At 73.2% G+C, this 17,564-nt stretch carries 14 protein-coding genes and 1 pseudogene; 9 read left to right on the top strand and 6 right to left on the bottom strand.

Translation table 11 applies throughout. The features are described 5' to 3' along the window. Positions 1-470 precede the first annotated feature (470 nt). Positions 471-1,139: a ComEA family DNA-binding protein gene (locus ACA514_RS16145; RefSeq protein WP_375041940.1), complete on the top strand. Its 669-nt coding sequence runs from the start codon at positions 471-473 to the stop codon at positions 1,137-1,139. 12 nt (positions 1,140-1,151) lie between these two features. On the opposite strand, the gene ACA514_RS16140 is transcribed toward ACA514_RS16145, so the two are convergent. The 4 genes and pseudogenes from ACA514_RS16140 to ACA514_RS16125 all read right to left on the bottom strand — a co-directional run bounded on the left by ACA514_RS16140 (position 1,152) and on the right by ACA514_RS16125 (position 4,163). Continuing rightward, on the bottom strand, positions 1,152-2,108 hold the full coding sequence (locus tag ACA514_RS16140) for an NADH-quinone oxidoreductase subunit H (protein WP_375041939.1): 957 nt from the start codon (positions 2,106-2,108) through the stop codon (positions 1,152-1,154). After that, a complete protein-coding gene (locus ACA514_RS16135) occupies positions 2,101-2,715 on the bottom strand; it encodes an NADH-quinone oxidoreductase subunit C (RefSeq protein ID WP_375041938.1) in 615 nt (204 codons plus the stop codon). Before ACA514_RS16135 ends, ACA514_RS16140 begins: the two co-directional genes overlap by 8 nt. Before the next feature lie 554 nt (positions 2,716-3,269). Next, a pseudogene (locus ACA514_RS16130) lies at positions 3,270-3,722 on the bottom strand (NADH-quinone oxidoreductase subunit B); the annotation flags it as partial. A 69-nt stretch (positions 3,723-3,791) separates the two neighbouring features. Continuing rightward, complete coding sequence (locus ACA514_RS16125; protein WP_375041937.1) at positions 3,792-4,163, bottom strand: NADH-quinone oxidoreductase subunit A; 372 nt, start codon at positions 4,161-4,163, stop codon at positions 3,792-3,794. 152 nt (positions 4,164-4,315) lie between these two features. On the opposite strand from ACA514_RS16125, the gene ACA514_RS16120 reads away from it, so the two are divergent. The 7 genes from ACA514_RS16120 (at position 4,316) to ACA514_RS16090 (ending at position 13,209) form a co-directional block, all read left to right on the top strand. After that, positions 4,316-5,644 (top strand): hypothetical protein, encoded by a 1,329-nt coding sequence (locus ACA514_RS16120; RefSeq protein WP_375041936.1) that lies wholly within the window; start codon positions 4,316-4,318, stop codon positions 5,642-5,644. Positions 5,645-5,762: 118 nt separating this feature from the next. Further along, positions 5,763-7,337 carry a hypothetical protein gene (locus tag ACA514_RS16115; protein WP_375041935.1) on the top strand — a complete coding sequence of 525 codons (1,575 nt, stop codon included), beginning with the start codon at positions 5,763-5,765 and terminating at the stop codon, positions 7,335-7,337. 46 nt (positions 7,338-7,383) lie between these two features. After that, complete coding sequence (locus ACA514_RS16110) at positions 7,384-7,548, top strand: putative leader peptide (protein WP_375041934.1); 165 nt, start codon at positions 7,384-7,386, stop codon at positions 7,546-7,548. Between the two features lie 332 nt (positions 7,549-7,880). Beyond that, positions 7,881-9,722 carry a 2-oxoacid:acceptor oxidoreductase subunit alpha gene (locus ACA514_RS16105; RefSeq protein ID WP_375041933.1) on the top strand — a complete coding sequence of 614 codons (1,842 nt, stop codon included), beginning with the start codon at positions 7,881-7,883 and terminating at the stop codon, positions 9,720-9,722. Then, positions 9,715-10,794, top strand: coding sequence for a 2-oxoacid:ferredoxin oxidoreductase subunit beta (locus ACA514_RS16100; protein ID WP_375041932.1), 1,080 nt, complete (start codon positions 9,715-9,717; stop codon positions 10,792-10,794). Before ACA514_RS16105 ends, ACA514_RS16100 begins: the two co-directional genes overlap by 8 nt. Before the next feature lie 202 nt (positions 10,795-10,996). After that, complete coding sequence (locus ACA514_RS16095) at positions 10,997-12,184, top strand: hypothetical protein (RefSeq protein ID WP_375041931.1); 1,188 nt, start codon at positions 10,997-10,999, stop codon at positions 12,182-12,184. 41 nt (positions 12,185-12,225) lie between these two features. Next, positions 12,226-13,209 (top strand): LysR family transcriptional regulator, encoded by a 984-nt coding sequence (locus tag ACA514_RS16090; protein ID WP_375041930.1) that lies wholly within the window; start codon positions 12,226-12,228, stop codon positions 13,207-13,209. A 9-nt stretch (positions 13,210-13,218) separates the two neighbouring features. Here ACA514_RS16090 and ACA514_RS16085 read toward each other — a convergent pair whose 3' ends face one another. Beyond that, positions 13,219-14,046: a YceI family protein gene (locus ACA514_RS16085; protein ID WP_375041929.1), complete on the bottom strand. Its 828-nt coding sequence runs from the start codon at positions 14,044-14,046 to the stop codon at positions 13,219-13,221. A gap of 81 nt (positions 14,047-14,127) precedes the next feature. Then, positions 14,128-16,737: an MFS transporter gene (locus ACA514_RS16080; RefSeq protein WP_375041928.1), complete on the bottom strand. Its 2,610-nt coding sequence runs from the start codon at positions 16,735-16,737 to the stop codon at positions 14,128-14,130. A gap of 155 nt (positions 16,738-16,892) precedes the next feature. On the opposite strand from ACA514_RS16080, the gene ACA514_RS16075 reads away from it, so the two are divergent. Next, positions 16,893-17,507, top strand: coding sequence for a TetR/AcrR family transcriptional regulator (locus tag ACA514_RS16075; protein ID WP_375041927.1), 615 nt, complete (start codon positions 16,893-16,895; stop codon positions 17,505-17,507). Positions 17,508-17,564: the final 57 nt, after the last annotated feature.

Genomic DNA, 17,564 nt, shown 5'->3' with positions numbered 1-17,564 from the left:
CGATACGTGGGCACCCGCGGCCCACGCTCCTGTACGCCTGCGGGCAAGGAGGCCCTGTGAGCCACCATGCGGACGGACAGTACGACCCCCTCCCCGACCATGCCCGCCCGCAGCGCGCCACGCCTGCCGCAGGCCCACCGCCCGCCGACACGCCTCCGAACGGCACGCCTCCGAACGGCACGCCGCCGGAGGGGACGCCCTCGCGCGGGACGCCTCCGGGGGGCACGCCCCTGCACGAGACCACGGTGCCGGACGGTTTCACGCCGCCGCGCGGCACGTCTCTCCCGCCGCGCGCACCCGCTCCGCCCCGTCCACCTGCTGCGCCGCGCCCGACCGTTGTGCCCCGTCCGCCCGCTGCGCCGCGTCCGCCGGCGCCGCCGCGCCCCGCCGCCCCGCCGCGTCCTCCGCGCCCGGGGCCACCGGCCGACCGGCCGGACCGGTCTCCGAGCTGGGGGTCGGGGGGATATCCGGTGCCGCCGCTGCGTCCGGTGCCGCCGGTCCCGCCGCCGCCTCCGCAGCCGGCCGGCGTCCTGTGGGCGCTCATGCCGTTCCTCACGCTCGGTTTCGCGACGCCCGTGACGTTCCTCTACGCCGCCGCCAAGCGCGGATCGTGGAACTACGGGGCCGCCGCGGCCGGCTACGGGCTCGGCCTGGCGGTGGTCCTGGCCGCCCTCGACACCGGGAACGTGCTGCTGGTCGCGCTCGGCACGATCCTGCTGCTGACGCTGTGGCCCGCGGGCACCGCGCACGCCTTCGCCGTCCGCCGGAACGTGTATCCCCGGGAGGCCCCGCGCAGCCACCACAACGAGAACGCCGTCGAGTACGCCAAGTACCGGCGGAGCCTGCGCGCCGACGCCCGCGCCATCGCCGCCGACGACCCGGCGCTCGCGCACGAGCTGCGGATCGGCCGCCCGGACGTCCCCCGCGCCTACGACGACGGCGGCCTCGTCGACGTCAACCACGTCCCCGTGGAGATCGTCGCCGCGCTGCCGGGGATGACGGACGAGCTGGCCGAGCGGGTCGTCCGGCACCGGGACGAGCACGGCACGTTCGTCTCCGTGGAGGAGATGGCCGTGGACTGCGACCTGCCGCCCGCGATCACGCCGCAGCTCGCCGAGTACACGATCTTCCTGCCCTGACCGCGCGGACGCTCAGGCGAAGGCGACCTTGAGGACGCCCGTCAGCGCGAGCTGCGCCAGCGACAGCGGGACGAGCCACGCCCACGCGAGCTTCTGGAGCTGGTCCTCGCGCATCCGCGGGTAGCTGACCCGCAGCCAGATCACGCAGAACGCCAGCACGGCGGTCTTGATCAGCGTCCAGAGCCAGCCCAGCTCGGTGTTCAGGAACGGGCCCTTCCAGCCGCCCAGGAACAGCACGGTCGTGAGCGCGCACAGCACCACGATCCCGGCGTACTCCGCCAGGATGAACAGCGCGAACCGCAGCCCGCCGTACTCGGTGTACGGGCCGAAGATGATCTCCGAGTCGGCGACCGGCATGTCGAACGGCGGGCGGCGCAGCTCGGCGAGGCCCGCGACGAAGAACACCACGGCGCCGATCGCCTGCCACGGCAGCCACCACCAGCGCCACTCCCCGACGATGCCCTGCATCGACAGCGTGCCCGCCGCCATCGCCACCGACGACGCCGCGAACACCATCGGCAGCTCGTAGGACATCAGCTGCGCCGCGACCCGGATGCCGCCGAGCAGCGCGTACTTGTTCGCGCTCGCCCAGCCCGCCATGATCGCGCCGATCACGCCGACGCCCATCACCGCGAGCGCGAAGAACACCCCGACGCCGAGGTCCAGCGCGACCTGCCCGCCCGGCCCGACCGGCACCACGATCAGGACCAGCAGGTACGGGACGAGCGCGACGCCCGGCGCCAGCTTGAACACCCACCGGTCGGCGTCGCGCGGGACCACGTCCTCCTTCTGCGCGAACTTCACGCCGTCCGCGACGAGCTGCGCCCAGCCGTGGAAACCGCCCGCGTACATCGGGCCGAGCCGGCCCTGCATGTGCGCCATCACCTTGTGCTCGGCCTGCCCGACCAGCAGCGGCAGCAGCGCGAACGCCGCCGCGACCAGCACGAGCTTGCCGATGATCTCAAGCATCCGGCCCCCGCTCTTCGGGCGGGCGGGCGGCGGGACGGCGGCGCTCCGCCACCTCCGCCCACGGGCCCTCGTCGGGCACGCCGGGCGGGCGGACGCGGCGCCGGCTGGGCGCGCCGTGCCCCGACTCGCCGGGCTCCTTCGCCCCCGGCCACGGCTTGGCCACCCGCGCGGCCAGCACGAAGTCCTTGCGCAGCGGATGCCCCTCGAAGCCGTCCGGCAGCAGCAGCGGGACGGGGTTCGGGTGGCCCTCGAACACGATGCCGAACATCTCGGCCGTCTCCCGCTCGTGCCAGCCCGCGCCCCGGTAGACGCCCGTCGCGGTCGGCAGGGACGGCGCGTCCTTCGGCACCCGCGTCCGGACGAGCAGATGGTGGCGCCGCTCCAGCGAGTACGCGTGGACGACGACGGCGAACCCCTCGTCCAGCTCGTCGACGCCGGTCAGCCAGTCGAAGAAGCCGCAGGCCAGGTCGTCGCGGGCGAAGGTGAGCGCCTCCACCCACCGCTCCGCCGGCACGCCGACCGACAGCCCGCCGGCCGTCTCCTCGGTGGTCACCTCCGCGCCGAACCGGTCCGTCCAGGCGGCGGTCAGCTCCGCCGGGGCGCTCACCGGTTCCGGCCGATCTCGTCGTCGTTCCCGTCGTCGGTCAGCCCGGGGATGATCGACGGGTCGTGCTCGTGCGGGGGCCGCTCGGCCGGTTCACCCGGCGGCTCGTCCTCGATGGCCGGAACCGGCCGCGTCTCGTCGTCCGGCTCCACGGGCGGCAGCGGACGGGTCGCCCCCTCCGCGGGCGGCGCGTCGTCGCGCTCGCCCTCCGGCTCCACGGCCGGCACGGGCTGGGTCTCATCGTCCGGACGGGCGGCGCCGGCGCCTGCCTCGGCCTCGGCCTCGGCCGCCGGCTCGGCGGGAGGAAGCGGGCGGGTCGGGTCGGCGGCCTGCTCTTCCGTGCCGGGCACATGGTCGACCGGCGGCGGGACGGGCTGCGTGGCGTCCGCGGCGGCCTCGGGAACCTCGCCGGGATCCGGCGCGGGCGGGTCCGTGGGCGGGTCGGCGGGCGGGTCCGCGGGCGGCGGCTGGAGGGGGCGGCGCAGGACGGTGGCCGAGAACGGGCGCGGCTCGGGCGGCGGGCTCACCGCGTCGCCGCCGTCGTAGCGGTCGCCGAGCGACTCGGCCGCGATCTTCTCCTGCAGGTGGACGATGCCCTGCAGCAGCGCCTCGGGCCGGGGCGGGCAGCCCGGCACGTAGACGTCCACCGGGATGATCTGGTCGACGCCCTTGGTCACGCAGTAGGAGTCCCAGTACGGGCCGCCGCAGTTCGAGCAGGCGCCGAACGAGATCACGTACTTGGGCTCGGGCATCTGCTCGTAGAGCCGGCGGACGGCGGGCGCCATCTTGTCGCTGACGGTGCCGGACACGACCATCAGGTCGGCCTGCCGGGGGCCGGGCGCGAACGGGATGACGCCGAGCCGGATGAAGTCGTGCCTGCTCATCGAGGTGGCGATGAACTCGATCGCGCAGCAGGCCAGGCCGAAGTTGAACACCCACAGCGAGTAGCGGCGGCCCCAGTTGAGCACGAACTTGACCGGCTTGGGCGCGAGCCGCGACAGGGGTCCGATGCTCGGCGGCGGTAGATCGATGGTGCCCACGCAAGCATTGTTACAGCCCGGGGAAGGCCCGCCGGGGCCTCAGGTCCAGGACAGGACGCCCTTCTTGGCCGCGTAGAGCAGCCCGACGGCCAGGAACGCCAGGAAGACGAACATCTCGCCGAGCGTGGTGGCGCCGTAGCCGGGGGCGGCGAAGACCGTCGCCCAGGGGAAGAGGAACACCGCGTCCACCGCGAAGACCACGTAGAGGTAGGCGAACACGTAGTAGCGGATGTAGGAGTGCGCCCAGCCGTCGCCGACGGGGTCGACGCCGCACTCGTACGTGGTGAGCTTCTCCACAGTCGGGCGGTGCGGACGGAGCATCCGGTTCGCCGCGAGGCCGCCGCCGACGATCCCGCCGCCAGCGATCAACAGCGCGGCAAGGCCGACATATGAGTCGAAATAGTTATGCACCGCCACCCTCCCGTCCGCGTCCAAGCAAGTATCCCCGAAGGGGACGTGCAGAGTGTGGCGTCGTACCTCCACCGCGGAGGATCACAATGTCATCGTTTTGCTGCACACTAGAGGATGCATTGGGGTCAGTTGACCTGGAAGGACGTGACCGGATGAGCAACCCTCCGCCGAACCCGGGCTGGGAGAACCCGGGCGGTGCCTCCTGGCCGCCTCCACCGCCGCCCGCGGGGCCCGGCGGCTCCCCTGGTCCGGGCGGCCCCGGCTACCCGGGCGGCCAGGGCGTTCCGGGCGGTCCCGGCTATGGTCAGGGCGGTCCCGGCGCGCCACCGCCCCCCGGCGGGTACGGCGGACCGGGCACGCCGCCGCCGTTCTTCCCGCCGCCTCCCGGCGCCCCGATGGGCCCGGGCATGCCCCCGCCCAAGCGCAGCAGCGGACCGCTGATCGCGGCATTGGCCGGCGGCGCCGTCGTGGTGATCCTGATCATCGGTGCCGTGGTGTTCGTGCTGGCGTCCAAGGGCGGCGGCAAGTCGCCCGAGGAGAAGCTGCGGGCCGCGGCCGACACGATGGCCGCCGAGCGCGCGGTCGGCCTGAAGGGCAACTTCGGCGGCGGCGCCGACAGCATCCAGGGCCAGCTGGACGTCACCAAGGGCGGCCGCGCGACCGGCCCGGTCACCTGGAACACCGACAACGTCACCCTGCTGTCGGCGGACGGCAAGCTGTTCGTGAAGGCCGACCAGTCGTACTGGCGCGACCAGATCGACAACGTCGAGGGCACGCCGTACTACCTCAAGAGCGGCCCGCAGTGGGGCCGGATGAGCGCCGACAAGCTGGACATCGACTTCAAGAACGAGCTGTCGCCGACCGCGCTGGCGGCCAAGCTCCGCGCGGCCGCCGTCGCCAAGGTCAAGCCGCTGAAGACGACGTGGTCCGGGAAGAAGGCGCTGAAGTTCAGCACCTTCACCTCGACCCTCTACATCACCGACTCCGACGACGCCGAGCTGCTGCGCTACGAGGCGACCACGCCGCGGGTCTCGCTGGACGTGACGCCGAAGTCCTCGTCCGACGCGTCCTCGGTCATCTCCAACATGCGCACCAGCATGGGCGAGCTGAAGGACTCCTTCGACGCGTCGGCGCGCCCCTCGGTCGACGAGTGGAAGAAGGGCGGCTGCAACAGCAACTCCGGCTGCACCGTCGAGGCCAAGATCCGGCCGCCGTACGGGGCGTCCACGCCGATCACGATCGACGTGCGGTTCAACATCACCGCGGGCACGCTGACCGGCCGTGACCTCGGCAACTGCACCGACACGATCACGATCAACAGCAGCACCTCGGTGTGGGCGAGCTGCCGCGTCGCCACCGCCGCCTGGCAGAGCTGGGCCAAGGCCACCGGCGGCACCTTCTACAAGCACGCGCAGTACAAGGTGATCGGCGCCACGGCGTCCGAGGTCGCCTCGCTGCAGAGCGGCCTCGACAGCGAGTGACGCCGCAGGTGAGGGCGGTCGGCGCGGAGGCCGGCCGCCCTCGCCCATGGTGGCGGTATGCCCGGCGATGCGTGTTTTCCGGTCCGACCGCTCGCGTCGTCGGGCATTCTTATGGCTTGTGAGCGCTGATCAGGACGACCCTTCTCCGGAGTCCAGACCTGCCCGGCCCGCACCGGACGACGTCCTCGTCGCCGGCGGCCCGCCTTCGCCCGCCCCCGCCCCGTACGACGCCTACGCGCCCGAAGGCGATCACGCCCCGCAGAACGGGCCGGCGTCCCCGGGCGGTTACGCCCCGCAGATCGACTTCGCAGCACACGAGGCGTCCGCGAACCAAGGCTTCGCACCGCAAGGCGGTTACGCCCCGCAGGACGCGTTCGAGTTCCAGAGCTACGGACCCAGGGACGCGGGCGGGCCGCCGCAGGGTCCCGGGATTCCCGGCATGCCGCCGCCCGGGATCGGCGGGCCGCGACCGCGGGGCGGGAAGCTCAAGAAGCGGCTGCTGACCGGCGCCGGCGTCGCCGTGGTCCTGGCGGCGGCCGCGACGGTCGCCATGGTGTTCGTCTCCGACGACGACGGACCCGGCAGACCGCGCCCGAAGCCGTCCTCGACGGCGCCCGCGGCGTGGGCACTGAAGGCCGGGCGGGAACTCACCTCCGGCCCCGGATTCCGCTACCGCGGGACGCTCACCGGCGCCAACAACGCCCCCGTCCAGGTCGACCTGCAGGTCACGGCGGCCGGGTCGGCGACCGGCACGCTGACGGCGGGAACGCTGAAGGCCGACGTCGTGGCGGTGGACGGCGAGACCTACATCAGGGCGGGCGTGGCGTTCTGGCGCGAGTACGCGGGCGAGCGCTCGCATCCCGACAACTTCGCGGGCCGCTGGTCCAAGGCGCCCGCGTCCGTCCCGGGCTTCGACGTCCCGGACGTGCTGGGCGCGCAGGCGATCGCCGAATCGCTCACCAAGGCCCCGGCGGACCCGCCCACGCAGACCGTCGGCGGCGTCCGCGCCTACAAGATCGCCACCAAGGACGCGACCTACCTGGTGTCGGCGGCGGCGCCGTACCGGCTGCTGAACGTGCAGGCCGCCGGCTCGGACGGCGCCCGGTTCACCGTCGCCGGCCTGGACGACCCCGCCGCGCTGTTCGTCCGGATGCGGCCGCGCGTGAAGGCGCTCGCCGGCGCCGCCGACCCGAACCTGCACTTCAATCCGGGGCAGCTGTCCTTCGTCGACTGCGACCAGAACACGGCGGGCTGCACGGTGCGGGTCCCGGCGACGCTGTCGTCGCCGGACACCGTGCCGGACGGGGCGCGCGCGGCGCTGCGCGCGTCGATCGCGACCCGCGGCACGCCGCTCGGGGCCTGCGCGACGTCCGCCCCGGTGCCGTCCGACCGGTCGCTCGTGCTGACCTGCACCGTCTCGGGACGGGCCTGGCGGACGTGGGTGAAGTCGGCGCTCGACCACCCCGGCTCGTACCCGTACTCGGCGCAGGCGCGGGTGGTCGGCGAGGCGCTGACCCGGGCGGACGTCAAGGCGCTGCTGGCCAAGCTCGACCGGGAGCGGAGCAAGGTGGTGAAGAGCACGCCGTCCGGCGCGACCGGCTCCCCGTCCCCGGGGACGGGCGGCGCGCCGCGCGGGACCGGCGCCCCGGCCGGGCCGAACGCGGCGCGCACGGGCGGCGCGGGCGGGCACTGAGGCCCCCGCCGGGCGCCGGGGGCGGTGGGACAGAACGAAATTCAGCATGTCTACACTTCGGGCTGTGAACTCCGTGCCCTCGGGGAGCGACGGCTCCCCGGCCCATCCCGCCCGGCTGGTGAGGCGGCTGCACGTCGACCTGTGCCGGCTGGCCAGCTCCCTGTGTTCAGCGCTGAACCCGGGGACCAGTCCGGCTCGTAGCACCGGTTAGGACCCGCCCGAATCCAGCCGGGACGCGTGATCTTCCACCTGAGGTGATAACCCTTGTGATACGGGGTCATGACCTCCCTGAGGGCGGGATGTCGCACATGACGGGCGGAGCGACGGCCGCGGTCCGCGCCTCTCGGACCACGGCCACCACCAGCGGACGCCGAGCGGCGGACGGCACCGGGCCGCACGCCCGGCGCCCCCGCACCGCTGAGCGGCCCGATCCCCGAGACCAGCATTCCATCCCGGACATACCATGAAGGTAAGCCTTAGTAGCATCACGATCCTGGGTGCCTCCCCCAGGACGGGTGCTGCGCGTCGAGGAGGTCTTCCTCTGTGACCAAACAGGTCCAGCAGCTCGACCGCGTCATCATCCGCTTCGCCGGGGACTCCGGTGACGGGATGCAGCTGACCGGCGATCGCTTCACCCAGGAGACGGCGGCGTTCGGCAACGACTTGTCGACGCTGCCGAACTTCCCGGCCGAGATCCGCGCCCCCGCCGGGACCCTCCCCGGCGTGTCGAGCTTCCAGCTGCACTTCGCCGACCACGACATCCTGACCCCGGGCGACGCGCCCGACGTGCTGGTCGCGATGAACCCGGCCGCACTCAAGGCCAACGTCGCGGACCTGCCCCGCGGGTCCGACCTGATCATCAACACCGACGAGTTCAGCAAGCGCAACCTCGCCAAGGTCGGCTACGCCGCCGACCCGGTGACGGACGGCTCGCTCGACGAGTACCGGGTGCACGCGCTGCCGCTCACCTCGATGACGGTGACCGCCCTCGAGGGCTACGACATCTCCAAGAAGGACGCCGAGCGCGCGAAGAACATGTTCGCGCTCGGGCTGCTGTCGTGGCTGTACCACCGTCCCACCGAGGGGACGGTCGGCTTCCTGGAGAAGAAGTTCGCCAAGAAGCCCGAGATCATGAAGGCCAACATCGCCGCGTTCCAGGCGGGCTGGAGCTACGGCGAGACCACCGAGGCCTTCTCGGTGCAGTACGAGGTCAAGCCCGCCGAGCACGAGGCCGGCCTGTACCGCAACATCACCGGCAACGCCGCGCTGTCCCTCGGCATCGTCGCCGCGGGCGTGCAGAGCGGGCTGCCGGTCTACCTCGGCTCCTACCCGATCACCCCGGCGTCCGACATCCTGCACGAGCTGTCCAAGCACAAGCGGTTCGGCGTCCGGACGTTCCAGGCCGAGGACGAGATCGCCGCGGTCGGCGCGGCGCTCGGCGCCTCGTTCGGCGGCTCGCTCGGCGTCACCACCACGTCCGGGCCGGGCATCGCGCTGAAGAGCGAGACGATCGGCCTCGCGGTCGCGACGGAGCTGCCGCTGCTGGTCATCGACGTGCAGCGGGCCGGGCCGTCCACCGGCCTGCCGACCAAGACCGAGCAGGCCGACCTGCTGCAAGCCATGTTCGGCCGCAACGGCGAGGCGCCCGTCCCGGTGATCGCGCCGCAGTCCCCCTCGGACTGCTTCGACGCGGCGATCGAGGCGGCCCGCATCGCGGTGAAGTACCGCACGCCGGTCATCCTGCTGTCGGACGGCTACCTCGCCAACGGCTCCGAGCCGTGGAAGCTGCCGGACGTGGCGTCGCTGCCGACGATCGAGCCGAACTTCGCCGCGCCGTCGCAGGAGGACTTCGAACCGTTCCGGCGCGACCCGCAGACCCTGGCGCGCCCCTGGGCGATCCCGGGCACGGCGGGGCTGGAGCACCGGATCGGCGGCCTGGAGAAGGCCGACGTCACCGGCAACATCTCCTACGACCCGGCGAACCACGACACGATGGTCCGGCTGCGGCAGGCCAAGGTCGACGGGATCGCGAACGACATCGCCCCGCTCGCCGTGGACGACCCGTCCGGCGCGGCCCGCGTCCTGGTGATGGGCTGGGGCGGCACCTACGGCGCGATCTCGGCCGCGGTCCGGCGCGTCCGGGCGGCGGGCGGCGACGTCGCCCAGGCGCACGTGCGGCACCTCAACCCGTTCCCCGCGAACCTGCCGGAGGTGCTGCGCTCCTACGACAAGGTCATCGTCCCGGAGATCAACCTCGGCCAGCTGGCGATGCTGCTGCGCGGACGGCTGCTGATCGACGTGATCGGCTACAACCAGGTCCGTGGCCTGCCGTTCAAGTCGGAGGAGCTGCAGGACGTGATCCAGGAAGTGATCGACAGTGAGTGACACCAACGGAAACGGCGCCGCGAACGGCAACGGGAGGAGCCTGCTGTCGCTGGTCCCCAAGGCCGACGGCAAGCAGACGATGAAGGACTTCAAGACCGACCAGGAGGTGCGCTGGTGCCCCGGGTGCGGTGACTACGCGATCCTCGCGGCCGTCCAGTCCTTCCTGCCCGAGCTGGGGCTGCGCCGCGAGAACATCACGTTCATCTCCGGCATCGGCTGCTCGTCCCGGTTCCCGTACTACATGAACACCTACGGGTTCCACTCGATCCACGGCCGCGCGCCCGCGATCGCGACGGGCCTCGCCACCTCCCGCCCCGACCTGTCGGTGTGGGTCGTCACCGGCGACGGCGACTCGCTGTCCATCGGCGGCAACCACCTGATCCACGCGCTGCGCCGCAACGTCAACCTGAAGATCCTGCTGTTCAACAACCGGATCTACGGGCTGACCAAGGGCCAGTACTCGCCCACCTCCGAGGTCGGCAAGATCACCAAGTCGACGCCGATGGGCTCGCTGGACTCCCCCTTCAACCCGCTGTCGCTGGCGATCGGCGCGGAGGGCACCTTCGTCGCCCGCACCATCGACTCCGACCGCAAGCACCTGCAGTCGGTGCTGCGCGCCGCCGCCCAGCACCGCGGCACCGCGCTGGTCGAGATCTACCAGAACTGCAACATCTTCAACGACAACGCGTTCGAGCCGCTGAAGGACGCGGCCGTCCGCGACGACATCACGATCCGCCTCGAGGACGGCGAGCCGATCGTCTTCGGCGCCGACCGGCAGAAGGCGCTGCGCCGGTCGCCGTCGGGGTCGTTCGAGGTGGTGAACGTCGCGGACGTCCCCGCGTCGGACATCGCGGTGCACGACGCCACGAACCCGGACCCGTCGATGGCGTTCGCGCTGTCGCGGCTGGACCAGCCGGCGTTCGAGCACACCCCGATCGGCATCTTCCGCAACGTCGACCGCCCGTCCTACGACGAACTGATGCGCGCCCAGCTCGACGAGGCCGTCGAGACGCAGGGCAAGGGCGACCTCGCCGCCCTGCTCGGCAGCGGCGACACCTGGCGCATCGACTGAGATACCGCCCGCGTTCCGGAAGGCCCGTCCCCGCCCGCTCGCGGGGACGGGCCTTCCGCGCTTCGGACGCGTCCGGACGGGGCAGTGTTCATCACGGGACGAGCAATCCGCGATCGTCGGCCGGGTTCGGCCGCGACACGATGCGGGACACCGTCCCGTCCTGAAAGACTGTTCCAGATCTTGTCAGTCCGGGGAGGTGACGATGCGGGTCGTTCCGCGCCGCAGGAAGGATCGTCGGCAGCCAGAGGACCCCGCACCGGCCGCCTCTGCCCCGCAGCCGCCCCCGGCGGCCCGGCCGGACCGGCCGATCACCTGGCCACCGCCCCCGGCCCCGCTCATCCCAGAGCCCGAGCCGGACCAGCCTGACGCGTCGTCCGGGCAGGCGACACCGCCGGAGCGGGCCACCCCCTTCGGTGAGGCCGCGCCGTTCGGACAGGCCGCGCCCTTCGGGCCACCCGCGCCGGCCGGGGAGAACGCGTCGCCGGGACGGGGGGCGCGCTTCGGTCAGGGCTCGGGGGCCGGGCAGGGCGGGGAGTCGGCGGCCGCGGCGCTCGGGCAGGACGATCTGAGCGGACGGGCGCCGACCGAGCCGATCGCCCCGGTGCCCGGGCCGACGCTGATCCCGGAGCCCGAGGGTCCGGCCGCGCCGCCCGCTCCGGGGCCGGCGCGGGCGGTGGGGTTCGCGCTGTCCGACGGCCCGGAACGCGCGACGGCGGTGCTGCCGGCAGCCGAAATCCCGGACGCCGACCGGCGGCGCCGCGCCCGCGCCGAGCAGCGGCGGCGGACCGCGGCCGAGACCAAGCGCAGCCGCGCCGCGCGCCGCCAGGGCGTGGCCTACCGGGAGCGGCCCGTCCCGCCGCCGCCGGCCAGGGCCGCCGACCAGCACCGGTCCGCGCTGGTGATCATGATCCTGACGCTCGGGCTGCTGATCGCCGCGGTCGCGGTGACCGGCGGGATGATCGCGGCGTCGATGCGGACGAAGCCGGTGACGCTGGCCGCGCCGCTGCACGTGTACCCGGTGACGCAGGCGGTGCCGGGGCAGTGCCCGGCCGGGACGCCGGGGATCACCGGGCAGTCCGCCGCCGGGGTGACCTGCTACCGGCTCGCCCAGGGCATCGCGATCCACAAGGTCGCCGATCTGCGGGTGCAGAAGTCGCGCGGGTCGTCCGGCGGATACGACGTGGCGCTCACGCTGCGGCCGGTGGACCGGCACGCGTTCGCCCGGCTGACCCGCGCGACCGTCGGCCGCGACCTGGCGTTCGTGGTCCGCGACCGGCTGGTCACGCTGCCCCGCGTCGACATGCCGATCCTGGACGGGAAGGTCGTCGTCACCGGCTCGCCGACCCGCACCGCCGCGAACACCCTCGTCCACGAGCTCAAGGGACGCTGACCCCTTTCGACAACCGCCGGTTGTCGGGCAGGGTGGACGCCGTGGATCTCGATCTCGCGCAGGTGCGGGCGTTCGTCGCGACCGCCGAACACCTGCACTTCGGGCGCGCCGCCGGCGAGCTGTTCCTCACCCAGCAGGCGCTGTCGAAGCGCATCGCGCGACTGGAGGACGTCCTCGGCCTGCGGTTGTTCGACCGCACCGGGCATTCGGTGGCGCTGACGGCCGCGGGCGAGCGGTTCCTGGAGCCGGCGCGGCGCGCCCTCGCCGCGGCGGACGACGCGATCGTGGCGGCCCGGCGCGACGACCGGCCGCTGCGGCTGGACGTGTGGGGCCACCTGTTCGACCCGATGCGGACGATCGCGCAGGTCGTCGCGCGCCGTCCCGACCTGCCGATCGAACCGAACCTGAAGCGCGGCCTGCCCGAGGTCGTCACCGTGCTGGGACGCGGCGACGGCGACGCCGGGTTCGGCCGCGTCCACGCACTGCACGAGCCGCTGCCCGGCGGGCTGGCGCACCGGCTGGTGCGGCTCGCGCCGATGGCGGCGGTGATGAGCGGGGACCATCCGCTCGCGGACGCGGCGACGCTGCGCCCCGCCGACCTGCGCGGCACGACGGTGTGGTTCCCCGCCGAGATCGGCAGGCTGGACTTCCTCGACCGGTTCCTCGCCGACTTCGGGCTGTCCGGGGAGTTCGGCGGGGTCAACCTCGGGCTGGACTTCTTCCTCGGCCACCTGCGCGCCGAGACCGGGCACGTGTCGCTGCTGCCGGCGGACGTCCCGGTCCCCGCGGGCGTCCGGTCGGTGCCGCTGGCCGATCCCGTCCCGCTGTACTCGTGGTCGCTGATCTGGCGGGCCCGCGAGCAGCACCCGGTGCTGCGGTCGCTGCTCGCGGAGTTCGCGGCGGCGGCGCGGGAGCACGGCTGGCTCGACTACGACCCGGCCGTGCACTGGCTCCCGCCCACCGAACTGGACACCCGCCCGGGCGCCGTCCCCACGGCCGGACGCTCCCCGGCACGGCGGCCCTGACCTGGGCGGTCAGGCCTGGGGGAGTTCGCTTCCCTGGACGGCCTGGATCTCCAGCTCCACCCGGAGGCTCTCGCCGACCATCGCGATGCCCGCCTCCAGCAGCTGGTTGTAGCGGATCGCGAAGTCGGTGCGGCGCAGCTCCGCGGTCGCGCGGAACGCGGCCCGCGTCCCGCCCCACGGGTCGGCGCCGCTGCCGAGGAACAGCAGGTCCAGGTCGACGGGCTGGGTGATCCCGTTGAGGGTGAGGTGGCCGTGCACCGTCCAGCGGTCCGGGCCGGTCGCGGTCAGCCCCGTCCCCTCGTAGGCGATCACCGGGTGCGCGTCGACGTTCAGGAAGTCCGCCGAGCGCAGGTGGTCGTCGCGCAGCTTGTTGCCGGTGTCGATGGACGCCGCCTCGATCCGGGCCGTCACCCGGGACGCCTCCACCGGCTCGGTGATCTCGATGCCGCCCTCGAACGCGGCGAACCGGCCCCGCACGCTGGACAGCCCGAGGTGCTGCGCGACCGCCCCGACGTTGGAGTGCGCCGGGTCGATCGTCCACGGGCCGGGCGGCGGCAGCTCGGTGCCGCCCGCGCGGGCCAGCACCAGCGTGCCGAGGTCCGCCGAGCCGGACCCGTGCACGATCAGCGTCGAGGCCGCCGGCTGGAACCCCATCGCCGTGACGATCACCGTGTAGGTGCCGGCGGGCAGCGGACCGGCGGCGAGCACGCCGTCCTCCCCGGTCTGCTCCCGCGCGACCTGCCGGCCCGCCAGGTCCGTGACCGTGACGATGGCGTGCCGCACCGCCCAGCCGTCCTTGGTCCGCACCGATCCGCGCAGACCGCGCCTGTCATCCATCAACGACCCGCACTTCCGTTCCGTGGCTCGTGTGATTGCGTCGGCCGGGGCCGCCCGGGTCGGGCGGCCCCGCGATCGGCCCTACTCGTCGGGGTAGCCGAGCTTCAGGTCGTGGTCGTCCAGGCCGCCGCCCGCCAGCGACAGCCCGGTGGCCACCGGCGGGTAGCCGGAGGCGATCACCGTGTACTGCCCGCCGGTCAGGTCGGTGAACGCGTACTCCCCGTCCGGTCCGGTGATCGCCATCGCGACGACGTTGCCGGCCGCGTCCACCAGCGTGACGCGGGCGTCGCCGACCGGCTCGCCCGCCTCGTTGCGGACGGTGCCGCGCACCCGCGCGCCCGCCGGCATCTCGACGTCCAGCCGGGTCTGCCCGCCGCCGGACACCTCGACCGGCAGCGCGACCGGGCGGTGCGCCGCCGCGCTCACGGCGAGCGTGTACGTGCCGGTCACGACGTCCTTGAAGGCGTACTGGCCGGAGATGTCGGTCCGCCCGGTGCCGACGACCTCGCCGCGCACGTCGGTGACGACGACCATCGCGTTCGCGATCGGGCTGCCGTCGGCGCTGCGGACCGTCCCGCCGAGGCCGCCGTTGCCGGCCAGCACCAGGTCGAAGTCGACCGGGCGGTCGCCGACGACGAGCGTCGCGGCCTGCGGCTCGTGCTCGCCGGTCGCGGCGATCAGCACGTAGGTGCCGGGGCCGGGGGTCGGCAGCGCGTACCGGCCGTCGCCCTGGGTGAGGGCGCGGCCGAGCTGGTGCCCGTCCACCCCGATCAGGGTCAGCGCGGCGGACGGGACGGGCGCGCCGTCGGCGGCGCGCACCACGCCCCGCACGGGGACGCCGCCGCCCGGCGCCTCCTGCGCGAAGGCGTTCTGCTGCGCGAGCAGCCGGGCCTGCGCGGCCGGATCGGCCGCCGGGGACCCGCCGGGAGCAGCGGCCATGCCGTTGGGCGACAGACCGTTCGCGGGCATTTCGTTCATCGCACCGACCATCTCCTTGGGAGCCGTGCCCGCCCCGACCGACGCGAGTTGCTGCGCCGCGGCGGGCTGTTCGTATCCGCGGGCGTGCCGGCCGGCCATCGCGGTGGCGCCGTTGGCGGCCACCGGCGCGGGCGGGCGCGGCATGCCCTCGTCCATCGGCGCCGTCGCGGCCACCTGCGGGGTGTTCCTGCCCGTGCCGGCCTTGCCGCGCAGCGGCAGCTCCTTCATCGCGAGACACGTGATGAGGCCGACGATCGCGATCGGCACGCCGAAGACGAAGACATGCTCCAGCGAGTGCGTGAACGCGGTGAGCACGATCGACTTGAACGGCTCGGGCAGCGCCTGCACCTGGTCGGGGGTCCCGAGGGAGCCGCCGCCCTTCGGCATCGGCAGGTGCGCCTCGCGGAGCCCCTTGGCGATCTCGCCGGGCAGCTTGTTGTTGAGGATCGCGCCGAACGCGGCGACGCCGACCGCGCCGCCGAGGTTGCGGAAGAACGACACCCCGGACGTGGTGGACGCCAGGTCCTCCATCTTCGCGGCGTTCTGCGCGGCGAGGATCAGGATCTGCATGGTGAGGCCGAGGCCGACGCCGAGCAGCGCGACGTCTCCGCCGATCTCCACCTTGGACGAGTCGACGTGCAGCCGCGACAGCAGGAACAGGCCGCCGCCCACGAACAGCATGCCGATCACCGGGTAGATCTTGTACCTGCCGAGCCGGGTGACCAGCTGGCCGGACCCGATGGAGGCGATCAGCATGCCGACCACCAGGGGCAGCGTCATCAGGCCGGACGCGGTGGGGCTCAGTCCCTTGACGATCTGCAGGTACTGCGGCATGTAGATCATGACGCCGAACATCGTCATGCCGACGCAGAGCGAGCCGAGCGAGGACAGCACGAACGTCGGGTTGCGGAACAGCCGGGGCGGCAGGATCGGCTGCCGGGCGATCCGCTCGGCGAACACCGCCGCGACCACCAGCACGACCGTGATGCCGCCCAGGGCGTAGGTCCAGGTGGAGGCCCACTCGAACTCGTTGCCGCCCATCGACAGCAGCAGCATCACCGCGGTGGCCGCGCCGGTGATGGTGAACGCGCCGAACACGTCGATCCGGGTGTCGCGCTTCACCTTCGGGAGCTTGAGCACCTTCTGGATCACCGCGAAGGCCACGATGGCGAGCGGGACGCAGACGTAGAAGCACCAGCGCCAGCCGAGGCTGTCGGCGTCCACGATGAACCCGCCGAGCAAGGGGCCGGCGACGGTGGCGACGCCGAACACGGCGCCGATGTACCCGGAGTAGCGGCCGCGCTGCCGGGGCTCGACGATGTCGCCGAGGATGACCTGCGCGAGCGCGGACAGCCCGCCGGCGCCGAGGCCCTGGACGGCACGGGCCGCGATCAGCATGCCGATGTTCTGGGACAGCCCGCCCCCCACGGACGCGACTACGAAGATCAGGAGCGCGGTCTGGAAGGAGAGCTTGCGGCCGATGATGTCGGAGACCTTGCCCCACAGCGGGGTCGAGGCCGTCATCGTCAGCAGCGTCGCGCTCGCCACCCAGGACAGCTGGTCCTGACCGCCGAGGTCGCCGACGATGGTCGGCAGGGCCGTGCTGACCACCGTGGACGAGATCATCGACGTCAGCAGCGCCATCATCAGACCGGAGAGGATCTCCAGGATCTGGCGGTGCGTGTACTGCGGTCTCGCTTGCTCTGACGTCACCGGACCGTGCGACGCCACGCTCGCTTGAGCCACCATGCCCCCATGGAACGTAATTACCTGTGTTTTGCATATATGCTATGTACACGCTTGTTTACTTGCAACTCGGGGGATACTGGGGCGATTCGGTGATCCAGACGGGGACGGGTCGGGATTCGATGACGGGCGTCGAGCAGGCCGAGCAGGCCGACCAGCGGGAACACCGCAAACGCGACCGGGAGGCCACCCGGCGCCGCATCCTGGACGCCGCCCGCGACCTGTTCGGCGAGCACGGCTACGACGGCGTCACCGTCCGCATGATCGCCGCCGCCGCCGACGCCAACACCGCCCTGGTCAACCGCTACTTCGGCTCCAAGGCGGCCCTGTTCGGCGAGGTCCTGGCCGGCGAGTCCGCGCTGCGCGGCGTCATCGCCGGCGACCCCGCGGGGCTGCCCCGCCGGCTCGCCGAGCACTTCGTCCGGCAGGTGCACCGGCACCCGCCGACCCCGATGACCCGGATGATCGACCGCTCCGCCGGCAGCCCCGAGGTCAAGCAGGCCCTGCTCGGCTACCTCGAGGACGTGATCGTCGAACCGCTCGTCGCGCAGCTGGACGGCCCGAACCCGCGCGCCCGCGCGCTGCTCGCGTCCACGATCATCATGGGCGGCGGCCCCGTCCGCCGCCTGCTCGGCCTCAACGACCTGCGCGGCGCCGACCCGGCCGAGCTCACCGACCGCCTGACCGCCATGTTCGCCGCCGCGCTCTCCCCCTGCTCCCCCACTCCGCCCGAGTGACCCGGCCGCCCCCCGACATCCGGGTGGCGGCCGGGTACGCCGGGGGGCGTAACCGCG

Source organism: Actinomadura sp. NTSP31 (genome assembly GCF_041951385.1).
Classification (GTDB): Bacteria; Actinomycetota; Actinomycetes; order Streptosporangiales; family Streptosporangiaceae; genus Spirillospora; species Spirillospora napierensis.
The sequence above is the reverse complement of the archived record's forward strand: the minus strand, read 5'-3'. Positions and strand labels throughout refer to the sequence as shown.

What these genes read in the sequence shown, in the direction of transcription:
- ACA514_RS16140 (WP_375041939.1), bottom strand. Translation starts at nt 2,108, where the DNA reads ATGCTTGAGATCATCGGCAAGCTCGTGCTGGTCGCGGCGGCGTTCGCG.
- ACA514_RS16120 (WP_375041936.1), top strand. Translation starts at nt 4,316, where the DNA reads ATGAGCAACCCTCCGCCGAACCCGGGCTGGGAGAACCCGGGCGGTGCC.
- ACA514_RS16110 (WP_375041934.1), top strand. Translation starts at nt 7,384, where the DNA reads ATGTCTACACTTCGGGCTGTGAACTCCGTGCCCTCGGGGAGCGACGGC.
- ACA514_RS16095 (WP_375041931.1), top strand. Translation starts at nt 10,997, where the DNA reads ATGCGGGTCGTTCCGCGCCGCAGGAAGGATCGTCGGCAGCCAGAGGAC.
- ACA514_RS16085 (WP_375041929.1), bottom strand. Translation starts at nt 14,046, where the DNA reads ATGGATGACAGGCGCGGTCTGCGCGGATCGGTGCGGACCAAGGACGGC.
- ACA514_RS16075 (WP_375041927.1), top strand. Translation starts at nt 16,893, where the DNA reads ATGACGGGCGTCGAGCAGGCCGAGCAGGCCGACCAGCGGGAACACCGC.